This is a genomic window from Rudaea sp. 3F27F6 (assembly GCF_005503555.1).
In the GTDB taxonomy this organism is placed as follows: Bacteria; Pseudomonadota; Gammaproteobacteria; order Xanthomonadales; family Rhodanobacteraceae; genus Rudaea.
This window is the reverse complement of the sequence record NZ_SCNG01000006.1, coordinates 13,461-33,123: the sequence shown is the minus strand read 5'-3', so window position 1 is coordinate 33,123 and position 19,663 is coordinate 13,461. Positions and strand designations below refer to the sequence as shown.

20 protein-coding genes are annotated in these 19,663 nt (G+C 64.9%); 10 read left to right on the top strand and 10 right to left on the bottom strand.

Going from position 1 to position 19,663, the window contains the following annotated elements; genetic code table 11:
* Nucleotides 1-46: 46 nt before the first annotated feature.
* The 3 genes from FFS30_RS19915 to FFS30_RS19905 are packed head-to-tail and all read right to left on the bottom strand — an operon-like array spanning nt 47 to nt 3,417.
* On the bottom strand, nt 47-1,246 hold the full coding sequence (locus tag FFS30_RS19915) for a glycosyltransferase (RefSeq protein WP_137914962.1): 1,200 nt from the start codon (nt 1,244-1,246) through the stop codon (nt 47-49).
* 60 nt (nt 1,247-1,306) lie between these two features.
* On the bottom strand, nt 1,307-2,458 hold the full coding sequence (locus tag FFS30_RS19910; RefSeq protein ID WP_137914961.1) for a tetratricopeptide repeat protein: 1,152 nt from the start codon (nt 2,456-2,458) through the stop codon (nt 1,307-1,309).
* Nucleotides 2,459-2,499: 41 nt separating this feature from the next.
* Entirely contained in the window at nt 2,500-3,417 is a 918-nt protein-coding gene (locus FFS30_RS19905; RefSeq protein ID WP_137914960.1) for a LysR family transcriptional regulator, read from the bottom strand.
* 108 nt (nt 3,418-3,525) lie between these two features.
* On the opposite strand from FFS30_RS19905, the gene FFS30_RS19900 reads away from it, so the two are divergent.
* From FFS30_RS19900 to FFS30_RS19880, 5 genes are all read left to right on the top strand, one after another.
* The gene (locus FFS30_RS19900) at nt 3,526-4,653 is read left to right on the top strand and encodes an aldo/keto reductase (protein ID WP_137914959.1); all 1,128 of its coding nucleotides are present in this window, start codon (nt 3,526-3,528) and stop codon (nt 4,651-4,653) included.
* Between the two features lie 229 nt (nt 4,654-4,882).
* On the top strand, nt 4,883-5,941 hold the full coding sequence (locus tag FFS30_RS19895; RefSeq protein WP_137914958.1) for an NAD(P)-dependent alcohol dehydrogenase: 1,059 nt from the start codon (nt 4,883-4,885) through the stop codon (nt 5,939-5,941).
* A gap of 158 nt (nt 5,942-6,099) precedes the next feature.
* Nucleotides 6,100-7,098, top strand: a complete 999-nt coding sequence (locus FFS30_RS19890; RefSeq protein ID WP_137914957.1) for an aldo/keto reductase — start codon at nt 6,100-6,102, stop codon at nt 7,096-7,098.
* 89 nt (nt 7,099-7,187) lie between these two features.
* Nucleotides 7,188-7,703 (top strand): GNAT family N-acetyltransferase, encoded by a 516-nt coding sequence (locus FFS30_RS19885; protein WP_137914956.1) that lies wholly within the window; start codon nt 7,188-7,190, stop codon nt 7,701-7,703.
* Between the two features lie 136 nt (nt 7,704-7,839).
* Nucleotides 7,840-8,193, top strand: coding sequence for a hypothetical protein (locus tag FFS30_RS19880; RefSeq protein WP_137914955.1), 354 nt, complete (start codon nt 7,840-7,842; stop codon nt 8,191-8,193).
* Nucleotides 8,194-8,420: 227 nt separating this feature from the next.
* On the opposite strand, the gene FFS30_RS19875 is transcribed toward FFS30_RS19880, so the two are convergent.
* The 6 genes from FFS30_RS19875 to FFS30_RS19850 all read right to left on the bottom strand — a co-directional run bounded on the left by FFS30_RS19875 (nt 8,421) and on the right by FFS30_RS19850 (nt 14,462).
* Complete coding sequence (locus FFS30_RS19875) at nt 8,421-9,962, bottom strand: DHA2 family efflux MFS transporter permease subunit (RefSeq protein ID WP_137914954.1); 1,542 nt, start codon at nt 9,960-9,962, stop codon at nt 8,421-8,423.
* Nucleotides 9,963-10,071: 109 nt separating this feature from the next.
* Nucleotides 10,072-11,265 carry an efflux RND transporter periplasmic adaptor subunit gene (locus FFS30_RS19870; protein ID WP_137914953.1) on the bottom strand — a complete coding sequence of 398 codons (1,194 nt, stop codon included), beginning with the start codon at nt 11,263-11,265 and terminating at the stop codon, nt 10,072-10,074.
* A gap of 42 nt (nt 11,266-11,307) precedes the next feature.
* A complete protein-coding gene (locus tag FFS30_RS19865) occupies nt 11,308-12,762 on the bottom strand; it encodes an efflux transporter outer membrane subunit (RefSeq protein WP_137914952.1) in 1,455 nt (484 codons plus the stop codon).
* A 22-nt stretch (nt 12,763-12,784) separates the two neighbouring features.
* Nucleotides 12,785-13,246 (bottom strand): MarR family transcriptional regulator, encoded by a 462-nt coding sequence (locus FFS30_RS19860; RefSeq protein ID WP_137914951.1) that lies wholly within the window; start codon nt 13,244-13,246, stop codon nt 12,785-12,787.
* Nucleotides 13,247-13,420: 174 nt separating this feature from the next.
* Nucleotides 13,421-14,077 carry a phasin family protein gene (locus tag FFS30_RS19855; protein WP_137914950.1) on the bottom strand — a complete coding sequence of 219 codons (657 nt, stop codon included), beginning with the start codon at nt 14,075-14,077 and terminating at the stop codon, nt 13,421-13,423.
* A 109-nt stretch (nt 14,078-14,186) separates the two neighbouring features.
* Complete coding sequence (locus FFS30_RS19850; protein ID WP_137914949.1) at nt 14,187-14,462, bottom strand: polyhydroxyalkanoic acid system family protein; 276 nt, start codon at nt 14,460-14,462, stop codon at nt 14,187-14,189.
* Between the two features lie 81 nt (nt 14,463-14,543).
* Here FFS30_RS19850 and FFS30_RS19845 point away from each other — a divergent pair, with 81 nt between their 5' ends.
* The 5 genes from FFS30_RS19845 to FFS30_RS19825 are packed head-to-tail and all read left to right on the top strand — an operon-like array spanning nt 14,544 to nt 18,983.
* Nucleotides 14,544-15,404 (top strand): FHA domain-containing protein, encoded by an 861-nt coding sequence (locus FFS30_RS19845; protein WP_171014755.1) that lies wholly within the window; start codon nt 14,544-14,546, stop codon nt 15,402-15,404.
* Nucleotides 15,405-15,439: 35 nt separating this feature from the next.
* The gene (locus tag FFS30_RS19840; RefSeq protein ID WP_137914947.1) at nt 15,440-16,066 is read left to right on the top strand and encodes a paraquat-inducible protein A; all 627 of its coding nucleotides are present in this window, start codon (nt 15,440-15,442) and stop codon (nt 16,064-16,066) included.
* Nucleotides 16,063-16,680: a paraquat-inducible protein A gene (locus tag FFS30_RS19835; RefSeq protein WP_137914946.1), complete on the top strand. Its 618-nt coding sequence runs from the start codon at nt 16,063-16,065 to the stop codon at nt 16,678-16,680. Before FFS30_RS19840 ends, FFS30_RS19835 begins: the two co-directional genes overlap by 4 nt.
* Before the next feature lie 6 nt (nt 16,681-16,686).
* Nucleotides 16,687-18,366, top strand: a complete 1,680-nt coding sequence (locus FFS30_RS19830) for an MlaD family protein (protein WP_137914945.1) — start codon at nt 16,687-16,689, stop codon at nt 18,364-18,366.
* Nucleotides 18,363-18,983, top strand: coding sequence for a PqiC family protein (locus tag FFS30_RS19825; protein ID WP_249352563.1), 621 nt, complete (start codon nt 18,363-18,365; stop codon nt 18,981-18,983). Before FFS30_RS19830 ends, FFS30_RS19825 begins: the two co-directional genes overlap by 4 nt.
* Here FFS30_RS19825 and FFS30_RS19820 read toward each other — a convergent pair.
* Complete coding sequence (locus FFS30_RS19820) at nt 18,916-19,569, bottom strand: protein-methionine-sulfoxide reductase heme-binding subunit MsrQ (protein ID WP_137914944.1); 654 nt, start codon at nt 19,567-19,569, stop codon at nt 18,916-18,918. The genes FFS30_RS19825 and FFS30_RS19820 overlap by 68 nt on opposite strands.
* Nucleotides 19,570-19,663 lie beyond the last annotated feature (94 nt).

Sequence of the window (19,663 nt, the reverse complement as noted above, 5' to 3'; positions counted from 1 at the left end):
TGCGGCTATAAGAGAACTTGCGCGCGTGCTGCGCATGTGGCGAAGGTCATGCGCTGCGATGAGACGCAGCTCCCACTTCCAAGTCCGGCTGCGCGTTCGCGAGGCGTTCGTACAAGTCCACCGTGCGGCGCATCAGCGTGGATGCGCTCCATGCGCGCGCGTCTTCGCGCGCCGCGGCGGCGAGTTGCGCGCGCAGCTCGGGCGAGCGCAGCAGAGCGGCGACATGGCCGGCGAAGCTCGCGACGTCCTCGCCGCTGATGCGCGCGCCCTGCGCGCCCGCGAGCACGGCGGCGGTGCCCATGACCGCAGTCGAGACGACCGGCACGCCGAGCGCCATCGCCTCGATCAGGACCAGGCCCTGCGTTTCTGTCGGCGAGGCGAAGACGAACACGTCGCCGGCGCGATAGCAATCGAGCAGCGCGGTGCGCCGGTCGAGATTGCCGGGGAAACGCAGATGCGGTTCGAGATTCGCCGCGCGCGCCTTGGCTCGCAGCGCTTCGGCATCGGGGCCTTCACCGGCGATGATGAAGACGAGATCGGGAAATTCGCCGCGCAGAGCCTGCACGACATCGAGCAGGAAGCCGATGTTCTTTTCTGCTGCGAGCCGGCTCACCGTCACCAGAGTCGGCTGATCGGCGCGAATGTCCTGCGCTTGGCGGAAGCGCGCGCCGTCGCCGCCGGCGAATTCGTCGAGATCGATGCCGGTCGGAATGATCGTCGTCGGCGTGGCGATGCCGTACTGCTTGAGCACATCGTCCATCTGTTGCGTCGGTACGATCAGATGATCGACCTCGCGGCAGAGCCGGCGCGAAATGCTGCGCGCGGCAAAACGCAGCGGCGCCGCGGGCAGCCACGGGAAGTAATGCTTGGCGTAGGGCTCGAAATAAGTGTGGTATGTCTCAACCAGCGGCCGGCCGCTGAGCTTGCGCAGCATGACGCCGAGCTGATGCGCGCGAAACGGCGTATGGATGTGGATGACGTCCCAGCGCCGCTGTGCGAGCTGCGCCGCGGCCGCGCGCAGGGCGGAACGGCGGATCAGCCGGTCTTCCGGATCGAAGAAGATCTTGCTCGACGGCAGGCGCACGGTCTCGAATTCGTCGCGAGCGCCGTCGTCGGCCGCGTACTCGGGCGCGACGATAGTGACGCCGTGGCCGAAGCGCTCGAGCTCGCGCGCGAACGTGCGGATCGAAGTCGATACGCCGTTCACGCGCGGGAAGTACACGTCGGACAGCATCAGGATATGCATGACGCCGACGTTACAAGGCGTATTTGACCGGACGAAGACGCGGTCCGGCGGCGCCCGGCCTCAGTCGTCGCAGGACGCCGTCTTCTTGCACAGTTCCGCGCCAAGGTCCTCGTGGCGCTTGGCTTGAGCGTCGTCGCCGACCGCGGCGTAGTCCTCGGCGAGCGAGTCGTGCTGCAGCACGGCGTCGCCGTAGGTTTCGCCATGCCGTTCGATCAACGCGAGCAGGCGCAGGCGCAATGCGATCGCCTCTTTGTATTGCTTGCCGGTTTCAAGCGCGTCGGCGAGATCGTCCAGCGGCACGGCCAGGTTCTTGTGCTCGGGGCCGTAGGCGCGTTCGTAGATGGCGATGACGCGCCGATAGAGTGGGGCGAGGACGCTGTAACCGGCGTTGTTTTCGCGCTTGATGTCGGCGATGCGCAGCAGGGTGAGGCCGACGTCGGCCTGCTCGGGCGCGTCCGCTTCGTAGCCGGCGAGCGCGCGTTCGAACAGGCGCAGCGCTTCGGCCTTTCTTGCCGGATCGTTCGAGGCGAGGGTGGCGAGATTGAACAGCGTCGTCGCCGTGCGCGTGCTTTTTTCGCCGTAGATGCGCAGACGGATCGTGAGGGTCTGCTGCCATAGCGCTTCGGCTTCGCGGTCGCGGTTCTGGTTGTAGCGCACGCTGGCCAGCTCGTGCAGGGCCCATGAACGTGTCGAATCCGGCACCTTGGGCAAGGCGCGGAGGATCGCGTTCGCCTGTTCGGTCAGCGGTGCGGAGCGTTCGTATTCGTCGGCATCGGACAGCGTATGGCCAAGATCGAGCAGATTCTCGGCATACGCGATGGACTTCTTGCCATGAGCGGTGTCGTTCAATGCGAGTTCACGGCGAAATGTCGCCTCGGCGTCTTTGTAGCGGCCGAGTTCGCGCTGGGTCATCCCGAACCGGTCGAGCACTTCGATCAGATCTTTCGAATTGGCACCGGGCTCGCGTTCCACGCCGGCGAGCGCTGGCGTGAGGTTTTCGAGCGCGCGGGCGAATTCGCCATGCTCGTAGGCGCGCTTGCCGTCGGCGAGCAGGTCGCGCCAGCTGCGCGTGGAGGCAGGCACTTCGGTTGGGCGGGCTTCGTTCTGCGTTGCCGCCGCAGTGCCGGCATCGAATGCCGTAGCGTTCTCCGCAGCGCTGCTTAGCGCCGACGCAAGGGCGGCGGCCAACACGATGCAAAACGCGCGCTGCATAGGCAATCCCGGTTTGCCGCGAAGGCGGCTCGAACAAGCAATCACAATTCGGTCAGCCGTGCGCGCAGAAATTCGGCGAACACGCGCAATTTCGGCGGCACCTGGAAACGGCTCGGGTGGTAGATGTAGAAACCGTCGTACGGCGGCAGCCAGCGGTCGAGCACGCTGACCAGGCGGCCCGCCGCGATGTGCGTAGCGGCCTCGTGCTGCATGACGTGGGCGAGGCCGACGCCGTCGAGCACGGCACGCATCAGCAGACCGTTGTCGTTGCAGACCAGGTTGCCGCCGACGTCGGTCTCGAACCAGCGTCCACGCCGCGGCCCGGACGGGTAGGCGAACTCCCAGCGGTACACGGGCCCGCTTGCCTCGTAGCGGAACTGCAGGCAGTTGTGTTCGGCCAGCTCGCTTGGATGCTTGGGCGTGCCGTGTTTCTTCAGGTACGCCGGCGAGGCGACGAGCAGCGAGCGTTGCGCCCCGCCGAGCCGCTGCGCGACCATGCCGGGCTGAAGTTTTTCCGAGAGGCGGATGCCGGCGTCGAGGCCTTCGGCGACGAGGTCGGCGAGCGAGGCGTCGGTGCGGATATCGAGGCGGATGTCGGGATAGGCGCGCAGAAAATCGGCGAGGTTCGGCGCGATCAGCGCGGGCAGCGCGACCGGCGGCATGGTGATGCGCAGCGTGCCCGCGGGGCGGCCGCTGCGGTTGCGCATTTCCTCGATCGCGCCGTCGATCTCGCCGAGCGCGGGTGCGATGCGGGCGAGAAAGTCCTGGCCGGCGTCGGTCAAGGTCACGCTGCGCGTGGTCCGCTGCAGCAGGCGCATGCCGAGCCGCGCTTCGAGCGCGCGCATGGTCTGGCTCAGGGCCGACGCGCTCACGTCGAGGTCGCGCGCGGCGCGCGTGAAGCTGCCGTTCACGGCGATCGCGCGGAACGCGCGCAGCGCGACGGTGTGGTCTTGGCGCATTGATTAGCCTGGCTTAATGGATATTCAAGACCATGCCTATTTTTCACCGCAATCGCAAGGAGCACAGTAGCGCCCATTCCGATCCGCATTACCGCCGAGGAATCTCCCATGTCGTTGAACCGCTACGTTCTGCTCGGCCGCTCCGGGCTGCGCGTCAGTCCCATTTCGCTCGGCACGATGACCTTCGGCAACGAATGGGGCTGGGGCGCGGCGCGCGATTCCGCGCGGCGCATCTTCGACACGTATATTGACGTCGGCGGCAACTTCGTCGACAGCGCGAATTTGTATACCAACGGCACCAGCGAAACCTGGCTCGGCGAATTCATGAAGGAATCGGGCCGGCGCGACAAGCTCGTCGTCGCGACCAAGTACACCTACAACGCCGACCCCGGCGACCCGAACGCAGGCGGCAATCAGCGCAAGAGCCTGCTGCGCACGCTGGAGACGTCGCTCAAGCGCCTGCAGACTGACTATATCGATCTCTATTATCTGCACTCCTGGGACCGGATGACGCCGGCCGAAGAGGTCATGCGCACGATGGACGACGCGGTGCGCGCAGGCAAGATCCGCTACGTCGGCCTGTCCGACACGCCGGCGTGGTACGCGGCGCGTGCGCAGACGTTGGCGCAATGGCGCGGTTTCGAGCCCGTCGCGGCGATGCAGGTCGAGTACTCGTTGATCGAACGCAATGCGGAGCTCGAGTTTGCCGATCTCGCCGTTGAACTCGGCATGGGCCTCGTCGCCTGGAGTCCGCTCGCGATGGGTTTGCTTTCCGGCAAGTACAAGCCGTCCGAAGCCGGGCCGAACGCGAAGTTTGGCGAGGGGCGCCTGCAGGTGACCAGTGCGGGCGGCAACCCGCCGCCGGGCTTCGACAAACTCGGCGCGCGCAACTTCGCCATCGTCGCGGAGTTGGAGAAAGTGGCGCGCGAGGCCGGCGTGAGTATGGCCCAGGCTGCACTCAACTGGCTCTACGGCAAACGCGGCATGGCTAGCATCCTCGTCGGCGCGACCAAGCCGGAGCAACTGACCGATTCGCTCGGCGCTCTGGATTTCTCGCTGTCCGACGAGCACCGCGCACGCCTCGACGCGGCGAGCGCGCCGCCTTCGCCGCTGCCGTTTCCGTACTACTTCTACACCGACGTGCAGCAGGCGCGCATCACCGGCGGTGTCGAGGTCGAGGCGCATGCGCCGCGATACGCTCTGCCGGCCGTGGTGCGGCCTGCGCAGGCCGATTGACGGCTAGCGCCAACGTTTCCTTTAGAAATAGGTGTCCGCTCGAGGTATCCGAGGGCGGACGCGGGCCGAGCGCGACAGTGCGGCTCGGCATGCGGGGCGGGCATAAGCCGGGCCGTTGGCGCATCGCCATAACGGAACGGTCGCCGTCCGCAGCCTATACTGCGTCGACGCCGCTGCGTGCGGCCAGCGATGCAGACAAATTTCCCGACCCACAGCTCAAGGACCTACCATGCTGCAAGCCAAAGGTTATGTCGCGCACGACGCGCAATCCGCCCTCGTGCCGTTCACGTTCGAGCGCCGCTCGCCGGGGCCGCGCGACGTGCAGATCGAAATCGTCTACAGCGGCATCTGTCACTCCGACCTGCACCAGGCGCGCAACGACTGGCGCAATTCGCTCTATCCGATGGTGCCGGGGCACGAAATCGTCGGCCGCGTGACCGCGGTCGGCGGCGACGTCACCAAGTTCAAGGTCGGCGACCTCGCGGGCATTGGCTGCATGGTCGATTCGTGCCGCACCTGTTCCTCGTGCCAGGACGGGCTCGAACAGTATTGCGAAAACGTGCCGACCTGGACTTACAACGACAAGGAACGCAGCGGCGATCAGCTCACCTTCGGCGGCTATTCCGACCTGATCGTGGTCGACGAGCATTTCGTCGTGAAGATTTCGCCGAAGCTCGACCTCAAGGCCGTCGCACCGCTGCTTTGCGCTGGCATCACCACCTGGTCGCCGCTGCGCCACTGGAAGGTCGGTAAAGGCCAGAAGGTCGGCGTGATCGGCCTCGGTGGTCTCGGCCACATGGGCGTCAAGTTCGCCCATGCGCTCGGCGCGCGCGTGGTGATGATCACGACTTCGCCGAGCAAGGCCAAGGACGCGCTGAGCCTCGGCGCCGACGAAGTGCTGATCTCGACCGACAAGGCGGCGATGCGCGCGCACGCGCGCAGCTTCGACTTCCTGCTCAACACGGTGCCGAACGGCCATGACATGAATCCGTACGTGGCCTTGCTCAAGCGCGACGGTCACATGGTGCTCGTCGGCGCGCTGACCGAACTGACTCCGCCGTTGCTCGGCGGCAGCCTGATAGGTGGACGCAAGAGCATCGCCGGTTCCGCGATCGGCGGCATCGCCGAGACCCAGGAGATGCTCGATTTCTGCGCCGAGCACGGCATCGTCGCCGACATCGAGATGATCGACATCCAGTCGGTCAACGCGGCCTACGAGCGGCTGTTGAAGAACGACGTGAAGTATCGCTTCGTCATCGACATGGCTTCGCTCAAGAACGCGGCCTGATTTTTCCTTCTCTTTCGGGGGGAGGTGTCCGGCACGGCGGATAAGGGAAAGGCATCGCCCTCTGGGGCGGTGCTCGGGCCTGTGAGGCCGTTCCCTTATGCAACGCTCCGCGCCACCTTCTCCTCGTGAGAGCAGGGAAACAACAAGAGGAACTCGCAATGAAATCCCGCACCCTCGGCCCGAACGGCCCGCAGGTTTCCGCACTCGGCCTCGGTTGCATGGGCCTGACTCACGCCTACACGACCAACCGGCCCGACGAGTCGAGCGGGGTCGACCTGATCCATCGAGCCTTGGATCTCGGCGTGACCTTGCTCGACACGGCCGACATCTACGGACCGGAAACCAACGAACAGTTGGTCGGCAGAGCGATTGCGGGCCGGCGCGGGCAGATCGTGCTCGCGAGCAAGTTCGGCTACACCTTCGAGCCGGGCAAGCCGCGATCGATCGGTGAGATCGACGGCAGCCCGGCCTATGCGCAGCGTGCCTGCGAGGCGTCGCTCAAGCGACTCGGCGTCGAACACATCGATCTCTACTATTTGCATCGCGTCGATGCGCATATTCCGATCGAGGATACCGTCGGCGCCATGTCGCGCCTGGTCGAGCAGGGCAAGGTGCGCTGGCTCGGCCTGTCGGAAACTTCGGCGGCGACGCTGCGCCGCGCGCATGCGGTGCATCCGATTACCGCGCTGCAGAGCGAGTACTCGCTGTGGAACCGCGACCCCGAAGACGAAGTGCTGCCGGTCTGCAACGAACTCGGCGTCGGCTTCGTCCCGTTCAGTCCGCTCGGCCGCGGCTTTCTCTCGGGCCGTTTCCAGAGCATCGACGATTTCGCCGCGGACGACTACCGCCGCAGTTCGCCGCGGTTTCAGGGCGAAAACTTCGCCAAGAACCTGGCCCTGGTCGAAAAAATCAAAGCGCTTGCCGAGCAGAAGCACGTCACCGCTTCGCAGTTGGCGCTGGCGTGGCTGCTCACGCGGGGAGAGCACATCGTGCCGATTCCGGGCACGACGAGTCTTGCGCGGCTCGAAGAAAATCTTGCCGCTGCCGAGATCGATTTCAGCGCCGACGAACTCGCCGCGATCGAAGCGATCGCGCCGCAGGGCGTCGCCGCGGGTGCGCGCTATAGCGAAGCGGGAATGCGCCAGATCAATCGTTGAACCGCAATGCGCGGGCGGCGCTTCGCAAGTCTCTGTCGTCGCCCGGACAAAATCGATAGAGTGCGGTTCTGTCCGATTGCGGAACCGCCATGACGATCGTATTCGAAACCCCGCGTTTGCTCCTGCGCCGGCTCGAGGAACGCGATGCTGCGTTCGTTTTCGAGTTGGTCAACGATGCGGCCTGGCTGCAGTTCATCGGCGACAAAGGCGTGCGCAGCCTCGACGATGCGCGCGCCTATCTGCGCAACGGGCCGATCGATATGTACGCCAAGCACGGCCACGGCCTCTACTGTGTCGAGACCAAGACGAACGGCGAGGCGATCGGCATGTGCGGCCTGATCAAGCGCGAGACGCTGGACGACGTCGATCTCGGTTTCGCCTTTCTGCCGCCGTGGCGCGGCGGCGGCTACGCCTATGAAGCGGGTTCGGCGACGATGACTTATGCGCGCGAGACGCTCGGCCTGCAGCGCATCGTCGCGATTGTTTCTCCGGGCAACGAGCGCTCGATTGGGTTGCTCGAAAAGCTTGGCTTCCGCTTCGAGAAATCACTGCGCCTGCCGCCGAAGCTGGAGCAGGAGACTTTGCTTTACGCGGCGGAAGGCTGACTCCTCCGATGCGCTTCATCATGCCGGGTCTCGTGTACGGATCCGGCGTGCCGCAGCACCAAGTGCACAGCCCGGACGGAACTGACAGTGCTAGCATTTCATGCTGCAGGGGGCAGTTGTTATGCAAGGAGAAAGCATGAAAACCGCAATCGTTGTGGCTCTGACGACAGCGCTATCGCTAAGCGCCCTGCCATTTGCTTCCGCAGTGCACGCACAAGCTTCCGGCACCAGTCTCATGTGCACCCTTGAAAGAGATTGCTACGCCAGCGTTCCTGCAGGCACGGTATCGATTGTATGGACTTACGAGTATTCCGGAACTCAGTCGTACAACGTCAGCGAGTGCAGCAATTCGACCGAATGTTTTGCTCTCGAGAACACCGGCTGCCCGCCTAGAATCAACCTCCAGCGAATGACGGTTCAGGCGTTCGACGCCAATCGGAACTTGCTCGGCAGCGCATCGGCTCCGTTGTCTTGCTCCGTCAACCAGTAGTCGCTGATGCTGGACATCCCGGCGGAAGGATGGGATGACAAGCGAATTGGTCTTGATATGCAAAGCCCCGCTTCGGCGGGGCTTCTGTTTTGCTATGTCACATCGACCGTTCTAGTCCAACGATAGGCAGGCGCCTATCGCGCCTATGCGAGGCGCAACGATCCGATTCCAGGAATGGCGACGATACGCGTCGCGCGGATTCGCCAGGTTCATTGCTCGCATCAATCTCAATGGCCGCCGCCGCCACCGCCGCCAGCGCGCGCGCCGAACGGTGGGCGGGCGAACCAGATCACCACGATCAGCGAGAGGAAGATGTAGCCGAGCACATGGAACAGCTCGTTGAACGAGATCTGGTACGCCTGCGCATTGATCATATTGTCGAGCACACGGTAGGCCACCGGGTCGTCGCCGCGGCCGAGCGTCGCCACGGCTTGCTGCGTGTCGGGGTCGAACGGCGTCAGGTGTTCGGTCAATTGCGCGTGATGCACGATGGCGCGATGCTGCCACATGAAGTTGGTGATCGACGCGGCAAAGCTGCCGCCGAGGTTGCGCACGAAGGTCGCGAGGCCGGTGCCCGAAGCGATCTCGTGCGGCTGCAGATCGGACAGCATGATCTGCATCAACGGCATAAAGAAGAAGGCGACGCCGAGGCCCTGGATAAACTGGGCCATCGCCACGTGATAGAAATCGACTTCGAGATAGAAACCCGAGCGGATAAAGCTCGTCGATCCCATGATGCAGAACGCGGCCGCGGCAGCGATGCGCAGGTCGACCCGGTTGATGTATTTGCCGACGAACGGCGTCAACAGGATCGGCAGGATGCCGATCGGCGCGGCAGCGAGGCCGGCCCAGGTCGCGGTATAGCCTAGATAACGTTGCAGCCACTGCGGTACCAGCACGTTGATCGCGAAGAATGCGCCGTAGGCCAGGGTCATCGAGATCGTGCCGAAGATGAAATTGTTGTGGCGGAACAATTTGAGATCGACGATCGGCTCTTTGTCGGTCAGCTCCCAGATCAGGAAGATAGTCAGCGCGATCGCCGAGACGATGGCGAGGATGATGATCAGATTCGATTGGAACCAGTCTTCGTCGTTGCCTTTGTCGAGCAGAACCTGCAGCGCACCGACGCCGATCACAAGCGTGGCCAAGCCGATGTAATCCATCTTCGGCCGCATCGTCTGCGAGGGACGCGCGCGCATCTGCAGGTAGACCACGCCCGCGGCGAAGATGCCGACCGGTACGTTGACGAAGAAGATCCACGGCCAGGTGTAGGTGTCGGTGATCCAGCCGCCGAGGATCGGGCCGGCGATCGGCGCGACGATCGTCACCATGACCAGCAGAGCGAGCGCCTGCGGGCGTTTTTCCGGCGGATAAATCGACAGCAGCAGACTTTGCGTGACCGGGTACATCGGTCCGGCGACCGCGCCCTGGATCGCGCGGAACAGGATCAGCATCGACATGCTCTGGGCGATGCCGCAGAGGAACGAGGCGAATACGAACAACAGGGTGGTCGCGACGAAGAGCTTCACTTCGCCGAAGCGGCGGGTGAGGAAGCCGGTCAGCGGCAACGCGATCGCGTTGCTTACCGCGAACGAGGTGATGACCCAGGTCGCCTGGTCCGCACTCGCGCCGAGGTTGCCCGCGATCGTCGGCAGGGACACGTTGGCGATGGTCGTGTCGAGCACCTGCATGAAGACGGCGAGCGACAGGCCGATCGTGGTCAGGCCGGGGTTGCGCGGAACGAACGGGATGGGATTGGGCGTGGCCATTTTTTTAGATCGTGGGCGGTGAGCGGCGAGCGATGAGCGAAAGAAGCAAAAGCGCCAGAGCTTGTTGCGCTCTCACCGCTCACCGCCGTACTTCAAATAGCGAAGCAGCTCAGCGCTGCGACAAAGCCTCGCCAGGACGTGCCGCATTTTCGTGGATGATGCGGTCGATGTCGGCCTGCGCGCCCTGCATCTGGTTCTGATAGATGTCGGTGGTGAACACGGGCTCCTTCGGCGCTTGCTGGGCGAGGGCAGGGCCGCTCTGGTCGTGCAGGTTCACGTCGACCGCCATCGACAGGCCGATGCGCAGTGGGTTCTTGTCGAGTTCCTTCGGGTCGAGTTCGATGCGCACCGGAATGCGCTGGACGATCTTGATCCAGTTGCCGGTCGCGTTCTGTGCCGGCAGCAGCGCGAACGCACTACCGGTACCGACGCCGAGACTCTGAATCTTGCCGCGGAATTCGAGGCTGCCGCCATAGAGGTCCGACTTCAGCGTGACCGGCTGACCGATGCGCATATGCGCGAGCTGGGTTTCCTTGAAGTTCGCGTCGACCCAGACCTGATGCAGCGGCACGACCGCCATCAAGGCGGTGCCGGGCTGGATGCGCTGGCCGACCTGCACGCTGCGCTTGGCGACATAACCGTCGACCGGCGCGTAGATCTTCGAGCGCACGTCGTTGAGATAGGCGGTGCGCAGCGCGGCCGACGTGGCGAGAACATCGGGATGCTTGGCGATCACGATCTCGTCGACGAGCGCGCGGGTCGTGCTCAACTGCTGCTGGGTCGAAGCGAGCTGGCTCTCGGCCGCGGCGAGGGCGTCGCGGGCGTGGGCGAGTTCTTCGGCCGAGATCGCGCCGGTGGCGACGAGCCCCTGGCGGCGCGCGTAGTCGGCACGTGCGCGGTCGAGCGACACTTTCTGCGCAGCGACCACGGCCTGGCCGCTTTCGACGTTGCTGTACAGGCCGCGCACCTGGCGCACAGTGCGCGCGAGCTGCGCTTCGGCCTGCTGCAAGGCAATGCGCGCATCGCTGCCGTCGATTTCGACGAGTACGTCGCCCTTGTGCACGAGGTTGCCGTCGTCGGCGTTGATCTTGATCACGGTGCCGATGACCTGCGGGGTGATCTGCACGACGTTGCCGTTGACGTAGGCGTCGTCGGTGCCTTCGTACCAGCGGCCGATCGTGTAGTACCAGACGCCGAAGCCGGCAGCGCCGAGCACGACGATCAGGAGGACGAGGCGCAGCAGGAACTTGCGCCGGCCGTTGGTCGGCGCGGCGGTTTCGCGGGTGGGGTTCGGGGTGCTCATGGCTTGAGTCTCAAGAGAATGTCGGGGAATTTTTTCGATCGATTACGGCGTGGCGCTCGCGATCGGCGGTACGTCGCCGCTCGCGTCGAAGCCGCCGCCGAGCGCCTGGACGAGGCGCACCGAGGTGTCGACCTGCTGCGCGTCGAGCACGGCGAGGCGCTGCTCGGCGGTGAGCAGTTGCTGCTGCACGCTCAGGCTGTCGAGGTAGCTGCCGATGCCGGCCTTGTAGCGCTGCTGGCTCAGGTCCCAGGCATTACGCGCGGCCTCGACCGCGCGATGCTGGGCGGATATCTGGATATGCAGCGAATCGAGGTTGGCGACGCGGTCGGCGACGTCGTTGATCGCGCCGACCAGGGTCGAGTTGTACTGGGCGACGGCAAGGTCGTAGCTCGAATCGGCGTTGCGCAGGTCGGAGCGGCGGCGGCCGCCGTCGAAGATCGGCAGGCTGATCGCGGGCTGCACCATATAGAAGCGTGCCGGCAGCGAGAACAGATTGTCCGCCGACGACGAAGTGAGGCCGGCGAAAGCCGACAGGCTCAGGTTCGGCAGGAACTCGGTCTTGACCGCGGCGATGTTCTTCGTCGCCGCTTCGACGCGCCAGCGCGCGGCGACGAGATCGGCGCGGCGGCCGATCAGGTCGGCGGTGAGACTCGGCGGCAGTTCGAGCGCCGCGGGCTTGAGCGCCTGCGGGCGCGCGATGTCGAGGCCGCGATCCGGGCCCTTGCCGAGTAGAACGGCGAGGGCGATGCGGCCGGAGTCGATCGCCTCGTCGGCGACGGCAACCTGCTGTTCGGCGCTGGCGACCTCGGCTTCGGCCTGCTTGATCTGCATCTGGTTGTCGATGCCGGCGGCGACACGCTGCTTGACCAGGGTATACGACGCGTTGGCGCGCTTGAGCTGGGCATCGGCGACGTCCTTTTCCGCGAAACCGTAGCCGAGCTGCACGTAGGCGCGCGCGACGTTGACCGAGAGCGTCAGGCGCGCGGCGTGCGCGTCGATCTCGGCAGCGCGGGCCTGGCCGAGCGCGGCTTCCCAGGCGGCGCGCTTGCCGCCCCAGATGTCGAGCCCCCAACTGAAGCTCGCGTAGACCGCTGGGAAAGTCTGGAACGAGCCGCCGATCGGCTTCGGGAACGCCGTGGTCGGCAGACGTACACCGGCCACGCTGCCGTCGGCGTTCACGGTCGGCAGGCGCTTGGCGTTCTGCGCTTCGACCTGGCTCTGCGCCTGCTTGGCGCGTGCGTCGGCGCTGGCGAGGTCGGGGTTGTCCTTGAGCGCTTCGCCGATCAGCGTGTCGAGTTGCGTGTCGCCGAGGCGCGTCCACCAATCGGCGGACGGCCACGCCGCCGGCGTGGTCTTGATCTTGGCGAAGGCGCGTTCGCTGTGCAGGGTCGCCGCATCAGTCGCCACACCGTCGGTATGCAGGCCGGCCGTGCTGGCGCAACCGGCCAGCGCGATTGCGGCGGAAAGGAGCAGAAGGGGGAAGGAGATGGCACGCATGGGAGGGTTCTTTCGAGGTGATTCAGGGGGTCTGGTCGAGCGTGTCGCGCACGCGCTTGAGCAGCTCGAACAGTTTGGTCCGGTCGGGAGCTTTCAGGTCTTGCATGGCCAGTTCCTGGGCCCGCTCCATGTATTGGCTCATCGCGCGCCAGAGATCCTGCCCGGCCGGGGTCAGCTCGATCGTCAGCGCACGGCGATCCTGGGCATGCGGCTTGCGCCGCACATAGCCCTTGTCTTCGAGCTGGTCGATCAGGCGCGTCATCGCGCCGGCGTTGTGGTCGAGGAAGCGTGCGAGGTCGCCCGGCATCTGCGGTCCGGTCTTGGCAAGGATCTTCACGACGAGATGCTGGCTGTAGTTGATCTCGACACCGTCCGCTTTGATCTCGCGTTCGATCAGACGCAGCATGCTTTCGCGAATCTGCCGGATCAGCAGGGGCAGGCTCGAGTCGTCGCGCAGATCGTGCAGGGAGAGATGTTTTTGCATGCGGCAATAATATTGTCGAAGCAATGATTGTCAAGGCAATTACATACTATTAAGTTTATTTAATATGACGGAGCGGTTTCTGCCTGACGCAGTGCGGTTTTTCCGGCCCCGAAAAGCAAAACCCCCGGGTTGAGCCCGGGGGTTTTTTGCAGCGAAGCGATGATGCGGTGGCGCTTATTTCTTCTTGGCGACCTTCTTCGCGACCTTCTTTACCGCCTTCTTGGCGGCCGCTTTCGGCTTGGCCGGCACGACCGCGTCGGTCAGGCGGGCGACCGAACGCTGCACGGTCTGCTTGGCCGCGAGCTGGGCTTCCTCGATGTCCTTGACCAGATCGCCGAAGTCGTCGCGCGCGCGCTTGACCTTATTGGTCAGGGTCTCGCCGAAGCCGACTTTCTTTGCCGCCGAGTTGAGGTTGACCACGTGCTTGTTGAGCTCGTCGACGCGCTTGAGCAGTTCGTCGATCTCCTTGCGTCCCGGCACGCCGAGCTTGCCTAGCGCGCGCGAAACACGCGACTCGAAGACCTGCTCGAGGCGGTCCCAGGTTTCCTGCGTGCGCTCGCGCACCTGGCTGACGCCGGTTTCGACCGCACCGCGCACTTCGTCGACCTTGCCGGTCGCGATCTTGCGCGTCGCCGCTTCCAGACTCAGTCCTTCCTTGACCAGGTTCTCGAACAACTTGGTGCCGTCTTCGCGCGCCTTGGTCAACGCGCCGAGGCCGGCGAGCCAGATCTGCTGAGCAGATTCCACGATCGACTTGTTCGACGCCGATGCGGCTTCGTTCGCGGCCGTCTTGGCCTTGGATTTCGACTTGAGTTTCGGTTTGCCAGCCATCGTTTTACTCCCGTTACGATTCGAGGACGCGGATGCGTCGCCATGGGCTCAATCTAGGGATGCAGCCTAGAATATTCACACTATGCCAACTGCGGCTCGCTCGGCGGATTCAAGCGAGTCCCTTGTCGAGATGGCTTTCGATTTCCTTCTCGATCATCGGTTTCAAGGCGCCGAGGAGAAAGCCCAGTTGCGCGGTGACGTGGACTTCTTTGTCGGTGACGTGGATCGCACCGCTCGCACCGGCGCGCTCGAAGTGCAGGGTGTCGCCATCCCATTCGCTCTCGATACCGAACTTCTTGCCGATGGCGGCGGCGGTCTTCTTCACCGCAGCTTTCGCTTCTTTCAGTGAATGATGATGTTTGCGGCGGATGTCGATGCTGGGCATGGAATTTCCTTGGTCTGTTCAGGGCCGATTCTCGGGGCCGTATGCTACATTGTGTACAAAGAAGCGGAACGATATTCAAGCATGCGTATTTCCTTCCCGAACAAGGAACAGGATGACACCTTGGTCGGCGCCGGCGAGACCCGGATCGGCACGGCGGCGGACAATGGCATCACGGTCGCCGGTACTGGCGTCGCGCCGCATCATGTGCGCCTCAGGCTGAGCGAGCGCGGAATCGAGCTGAGTGTGCTCGACGCGCAGGCGCGCACGCATGTAAATACGCGGCCGGTGCGCGAACGCGCGATCCTGCGCTACGGCGATATGGTCAGCCTCGGCAGCGTGCCGTTCGTGCTCAAGCCCGACCACGACGCCGACATTCGCGACGACATTCCGCCGCCCGCATCGCAGTCCTCGCCCGAAGCCGTGCGCCACCTGCCGGCGCGCGTGCTGCTGCGCGGCCTGTCGGGCATGCATTTCGGCAAAATCGTGCCGGTGCGCGGCCGGCTCGTCGTCGGTAGCGGCGATCAGGCCGATCTGCGCCTCGACGAACCCGGCATGACCGCGCGGCATGCGGCAGTCGAATACATCGACGGGACGATCGTGCTGCGCAATCTCGATGCGGGCAGCACCTTCGTCAATGGCGTCGAAACCAGCGACGCGATCCTGCAGGCGGGCGATCAACTGTGCTTCGGCCGCGACCGTTTCCTCGTCGAGGCGCCCGGATTTCCGCAACGTTCCAGCAGCAGTCATGGCGCACACTCGGCGCAGGATTTTTCGCCGAACGTCACCCAGACGATGAAAGCGGTGCCGTCGTCCGCTTCGGCTGCGTCGCCGAGCGGCGACGGGCAACCGAACGGTGCCGGCAAGAACGACATCTGGTGGCTGATCGCCGCGGCCGCGGTGATCGCCGGCGGCCTCGCCCTGCTGTTTCTCGGAATCATCTGACCCGAACGCCGAGGCGTTGGGGCGCGCCGCCGATCATGACGCTCTATCCCGCCCTCGTCGTTTGCGAACACTGCGATTCGGTTTATCGCAAGCACGATCTCGACCACGACGAGGTCGCGCGTTGCGGACGCTGCCGCGCCGTGCTCTATCGTGCGAGCCGGCTCGACATCGACCATCTGCTTGCGCTGACGCTGACCGCGGCGATCGTTTTCGTGATCGCCAACGTCTCGCCGGTGATCCGCATCACGGTCGGCGGCATGCACAACGAGGCGAATCTGCTGCAGGCGATCTCGGCTTTGTCGCAGGGCTCGGCGCTGATCGTCGGCCTCGTCGCAGCGGCGACGCTGTTTCTCGTGCCCCTGCTGCAGATCGTCCTGCTCGGCTGGGTGCTGCTGTTCGCACGTGCCGGCCGGCGCGCGCCGGGATTCGGTTTCGCCATGCGCGTTCTGCATCACATCCGGCCGTGGAGCATGACCGAGGTGTTCCTGCTCGGCGTCCTCGTCGCGATCGTCAAACTCTCGGGCATGCTGAACGTGATCGCGGGTCCCGGTACTTATGCGACCGTCGTGCTGACCGTGCTGGTCACGGTGATCGCGAAGCGCGACGTGCGCATTCTGTGGGGGCGCCTGTCCGGTGATACCGACGTGGAGTGGGGTACATGACCGCGCTCGCGCCGCGTGCGCACGAACTCGGCATCGTCGGCTGCCATACCTGCGGCTCGGCATGCTCCGCGGATCTGCCGCGCTGCCCGCGCTGCGGTTCGCCTCTGCACCGGCGCAAGCCCGATTCGCTGGCGCGCACCTGGGCGTTTCTGATCGCCGCGCTGATTCTCTATATTCCGTCGAACGTCCTGCCGGTGATGTATACGAGCATGCTCGGTCGCGGCGAGGCGAGCACGATCCTGCACGGCGTGGTCGAATTCTGGAAGTCCGGCTCGTGGGACATCGCTTTGCTGATCTTTATCGCCAGCGTGGCGGTGCCGTCGACCAAGTTCCTCGTGCTCGGCACGCTGCTCGTCACCGTGCAGCGGCGCAGCACCTGGGCGCGGCAGCAGCGCGCGCGCTTGTACCGCTTCGTCGAGCTGATAGGCTACTGGTCGATGCTCGACGTGGTCGTCGTCGCGCTCGTTTCGGCGCTCGTGCAGTTCCACCTGCTCGGTACCGCCGAACCGCGGCTCGGCATCGTCTTCTTCGGTCTCGTCGTCGTGCTGACGATGTGTGCCGCGATGAGTTTCGATCCACGTCTGATTTGGGATGATGCCGATGGCAGCGAGTAGCCCAGGATGAGCGAACAGAACCGCCCCACGGATGCCCCTCCATCGCCGGTGCCGCCCGTGCCCGTAGTGCGCAGACCGCGCTGGAACGTTGGCCTGATCTGGCTCGTGCCTGTCGTCGCCGCCCTGATCGGCATCGGCATGGTGGCGCACAACTGGGCTTCGGAAGGGCCGTCGGTCGAGATTTCGTTTATCACCGCGGAAGGTCTTGAAGCCGGCAAGACCCAGGTCAAGTACAAGGACGTCGTCATCGGCCTGGTCGATTCGATCCGCCTCGCCAAGGATCGCACGCACATTATCGCGCGAGTGAAACTCGACAAGGCCGCGTCGAGCTTCGCCACGACCGATTCGCGTTTCTGGGTCGTGCGTCCGCGCTTTGGCACTACCGGCGTGACCGGCATCGGCACCTTGCTCTCGGGTGCTTATATCGGCGCCGATGTCGGTGTTTCGAGCGACGTCAGCAAGAGTTTCATCGGACTGGAGCGGCCGCCCGCGGTCATCCACGGCTCGCCGGGCAGGCGCTTCGTCTTGCGCGCGGCCGACATCGGCTCGCTCGACATCGGTTCGCCGGTGTACTACCGGCGCATCCAGGTCGGTCGCGTGGTGTCCTACGAGCTCGACAAGGACGGCAAGCAGATGAAGGTGGACGTGTTCGTCGATGCCCCTTACGACCGCTACGTGACCGTGTCCTCGCGCTTCTGGAACGCAAGCGGCGTCGATCTGAACCTCGATGCGAGCGGACTCAAGCTCAGCACGCAATCGCTCGCGACCGTCATCGCCGGCGGCGTTGCGTTTCAGTCGCCGCCCGGTCCGCGCGACGCGACGCCTGCGGCGGAAGACGCGGAATTCGTCCTGTTCGACGATCTGCAGACTGCGATGGCGCCGCCGGACGGCGAGCCCGAATATCTGCAGATGCGCTTCGAGCAGTCCTTGCGCGGACTCGGTGTCGGCGCACAGGTCGATTTCCGCGGCATCGTCGTCGGCCGCGTCGTGTCGATCGATCTCGACTACGAGGCGGACAAGCAGAGTTTCCCGTTGATCGTCGGCGTGGTGATCTATCCGCAGCGCTTCGGACGCGCAGGCGAAAAGATCGCCCAGCTCGGCAAGGACGAGAGCGACAAGAACACGCGCATGGCCGCCTTCGTCAAGCCGCTGATCGCGCACGGCCTGCGCGCGCAGGCACGCGTCGGCAATCTGCTGACCGGGCAGTTGTACATCGCGCTCGACTTTATGCCGAATGCGCCGAAGACCGAGTTCGACGCGAGCGCGCGGCCGGTGCAGATGCCGACCGTGCCTGGCAGTTTCGATCAGTTGCAGGAACAGATGACCGGCATCGTCGAGAAGCTCGGCAAGATCCCGTTCGAGTCGATCGGCAAGCATCTCGACAGCACGATCGTCCAACTCGACAAGACGCTGCGCCAGGTCAACGACTCAACCTTGCCGCAGTTCAATGCGACTCTGGCCGGTGCGCAGGGCACGCTCGGCAGCGCTCAGCAGGCGGTGTCGGCGAACTCGCCGATGCAGCAGAGTCTCGCGCAGACGCTCGCGGAAATGCAGCGCGCCGCACGCTCGCTGCGTGCGCTGACCGACTACCTCGGCGTGCATCCGGAGTCGTTGCTGCGCGGCAAACCGGTCGATCCCGCACTGCGCGACGCGCCCGAAAAGAACAGTAAAGGAAACCCGCCATGATCCCGCGCCTCGACATCTGCATGCGCCCGGCGCTCGCGGTCGCTGCTCTATTGCTCAGTGCCTGCGTCAGCACGGCGCCGACGCGCTATCACAGCCTGCTCGGCACGCCGCCTGCCGGAACCGCATCGGCACCGCAGGCGAAGTTCCTGATCGATCTGCAGCCGGTCGGCATACCCCCGCAGGTCGATCGTCCGCAGCTCGTCGTGCGTGATGGCGGCGGCGTGCTGCCGCTCGAACAGGAACGCTGGATCGCGCCGCTCGCCGACGAAGCGCGCGCCGCGCTGTCCGCCGACCTGTCGCGCGAACTGGCGACGACCGACGTTGCCGGCCAGCCGCGCCCCGTCGGCGCGAATGTGTTGAACGTCAAGATCGATCTGCGCCGTTTCGACTCCGCGCCGGGCGACTACGCCGCGATCGATGCGGTGTGGAGTCTGCGCATGGACGACGGCAAGTCCTCGGCCCTGGTCTGCGCGAGCAGCGCACGCGAAACCGCGGCGCAGGGCTACGCCGAACTCGTGCAAGCGCATCGGCATGCGCTGGCGGCGATCGCTAGTCGGATTGCGTCCGCGGCGCAGGACTATGCGGCAAGCGGGAAGGGCGCCTGCCCGTCGAACTGAGCCGCTGCGCCCACGGCAGGCGCCAGAGCATCAGCACGGCGAACGCGGCGAAGTAGATCAGCGGTTCGCGCTTGTCGGCCTTGACCAGCCAGAGGAAGTGCAGACAGGCGAGCAGGGCGGTCGCATAGACGAGCCGGTGCAGGGTCTGCCAGCGCCGGCCGAGACGGCGCATCATCTTCTGCGTCGAGGTGAAAGCGAGCGGGATCAGCAGCAGCCAGGCGAGAAAACCAACGGTGACGTAGGGCTTCTTCGCGATCTGCGCGAAGATGTCGGCCCAATAGCCGCCGAGATCGACGAACAAATAGACGGCGAGATGCACGCTCGCGTAGAAGAACGCGAACAGGCCGAGCATGCGCCGATAACGCACGAGCTTGTGCCAGCCGGTAAGGCGCCGCAACGGCGTCACCGCAAGCGTCGCGAGCAGCAGGCGCAGCGCCCAGAGGCCGGTGGCGTGCTCAAGCTGAGCCACCGGGTCGGGGCCGAGTGCGTTGCGCAGCGTGTCGCTGCCGAGCAGGACAAGCGGCACCAGGCAGAGCAAGAAGAGCAGCGGCTTGCTGGCGGCGATTCGGTCGCGGAATAAAGTCATGGGCGCTCGGTGTCCGGATTCCTTGCGTTTCGTGCGCGATGCGAATGAGGCGAAGTCGAAGAGGCGCCCAGATATCGGCGCCTCCAAGTTGCAC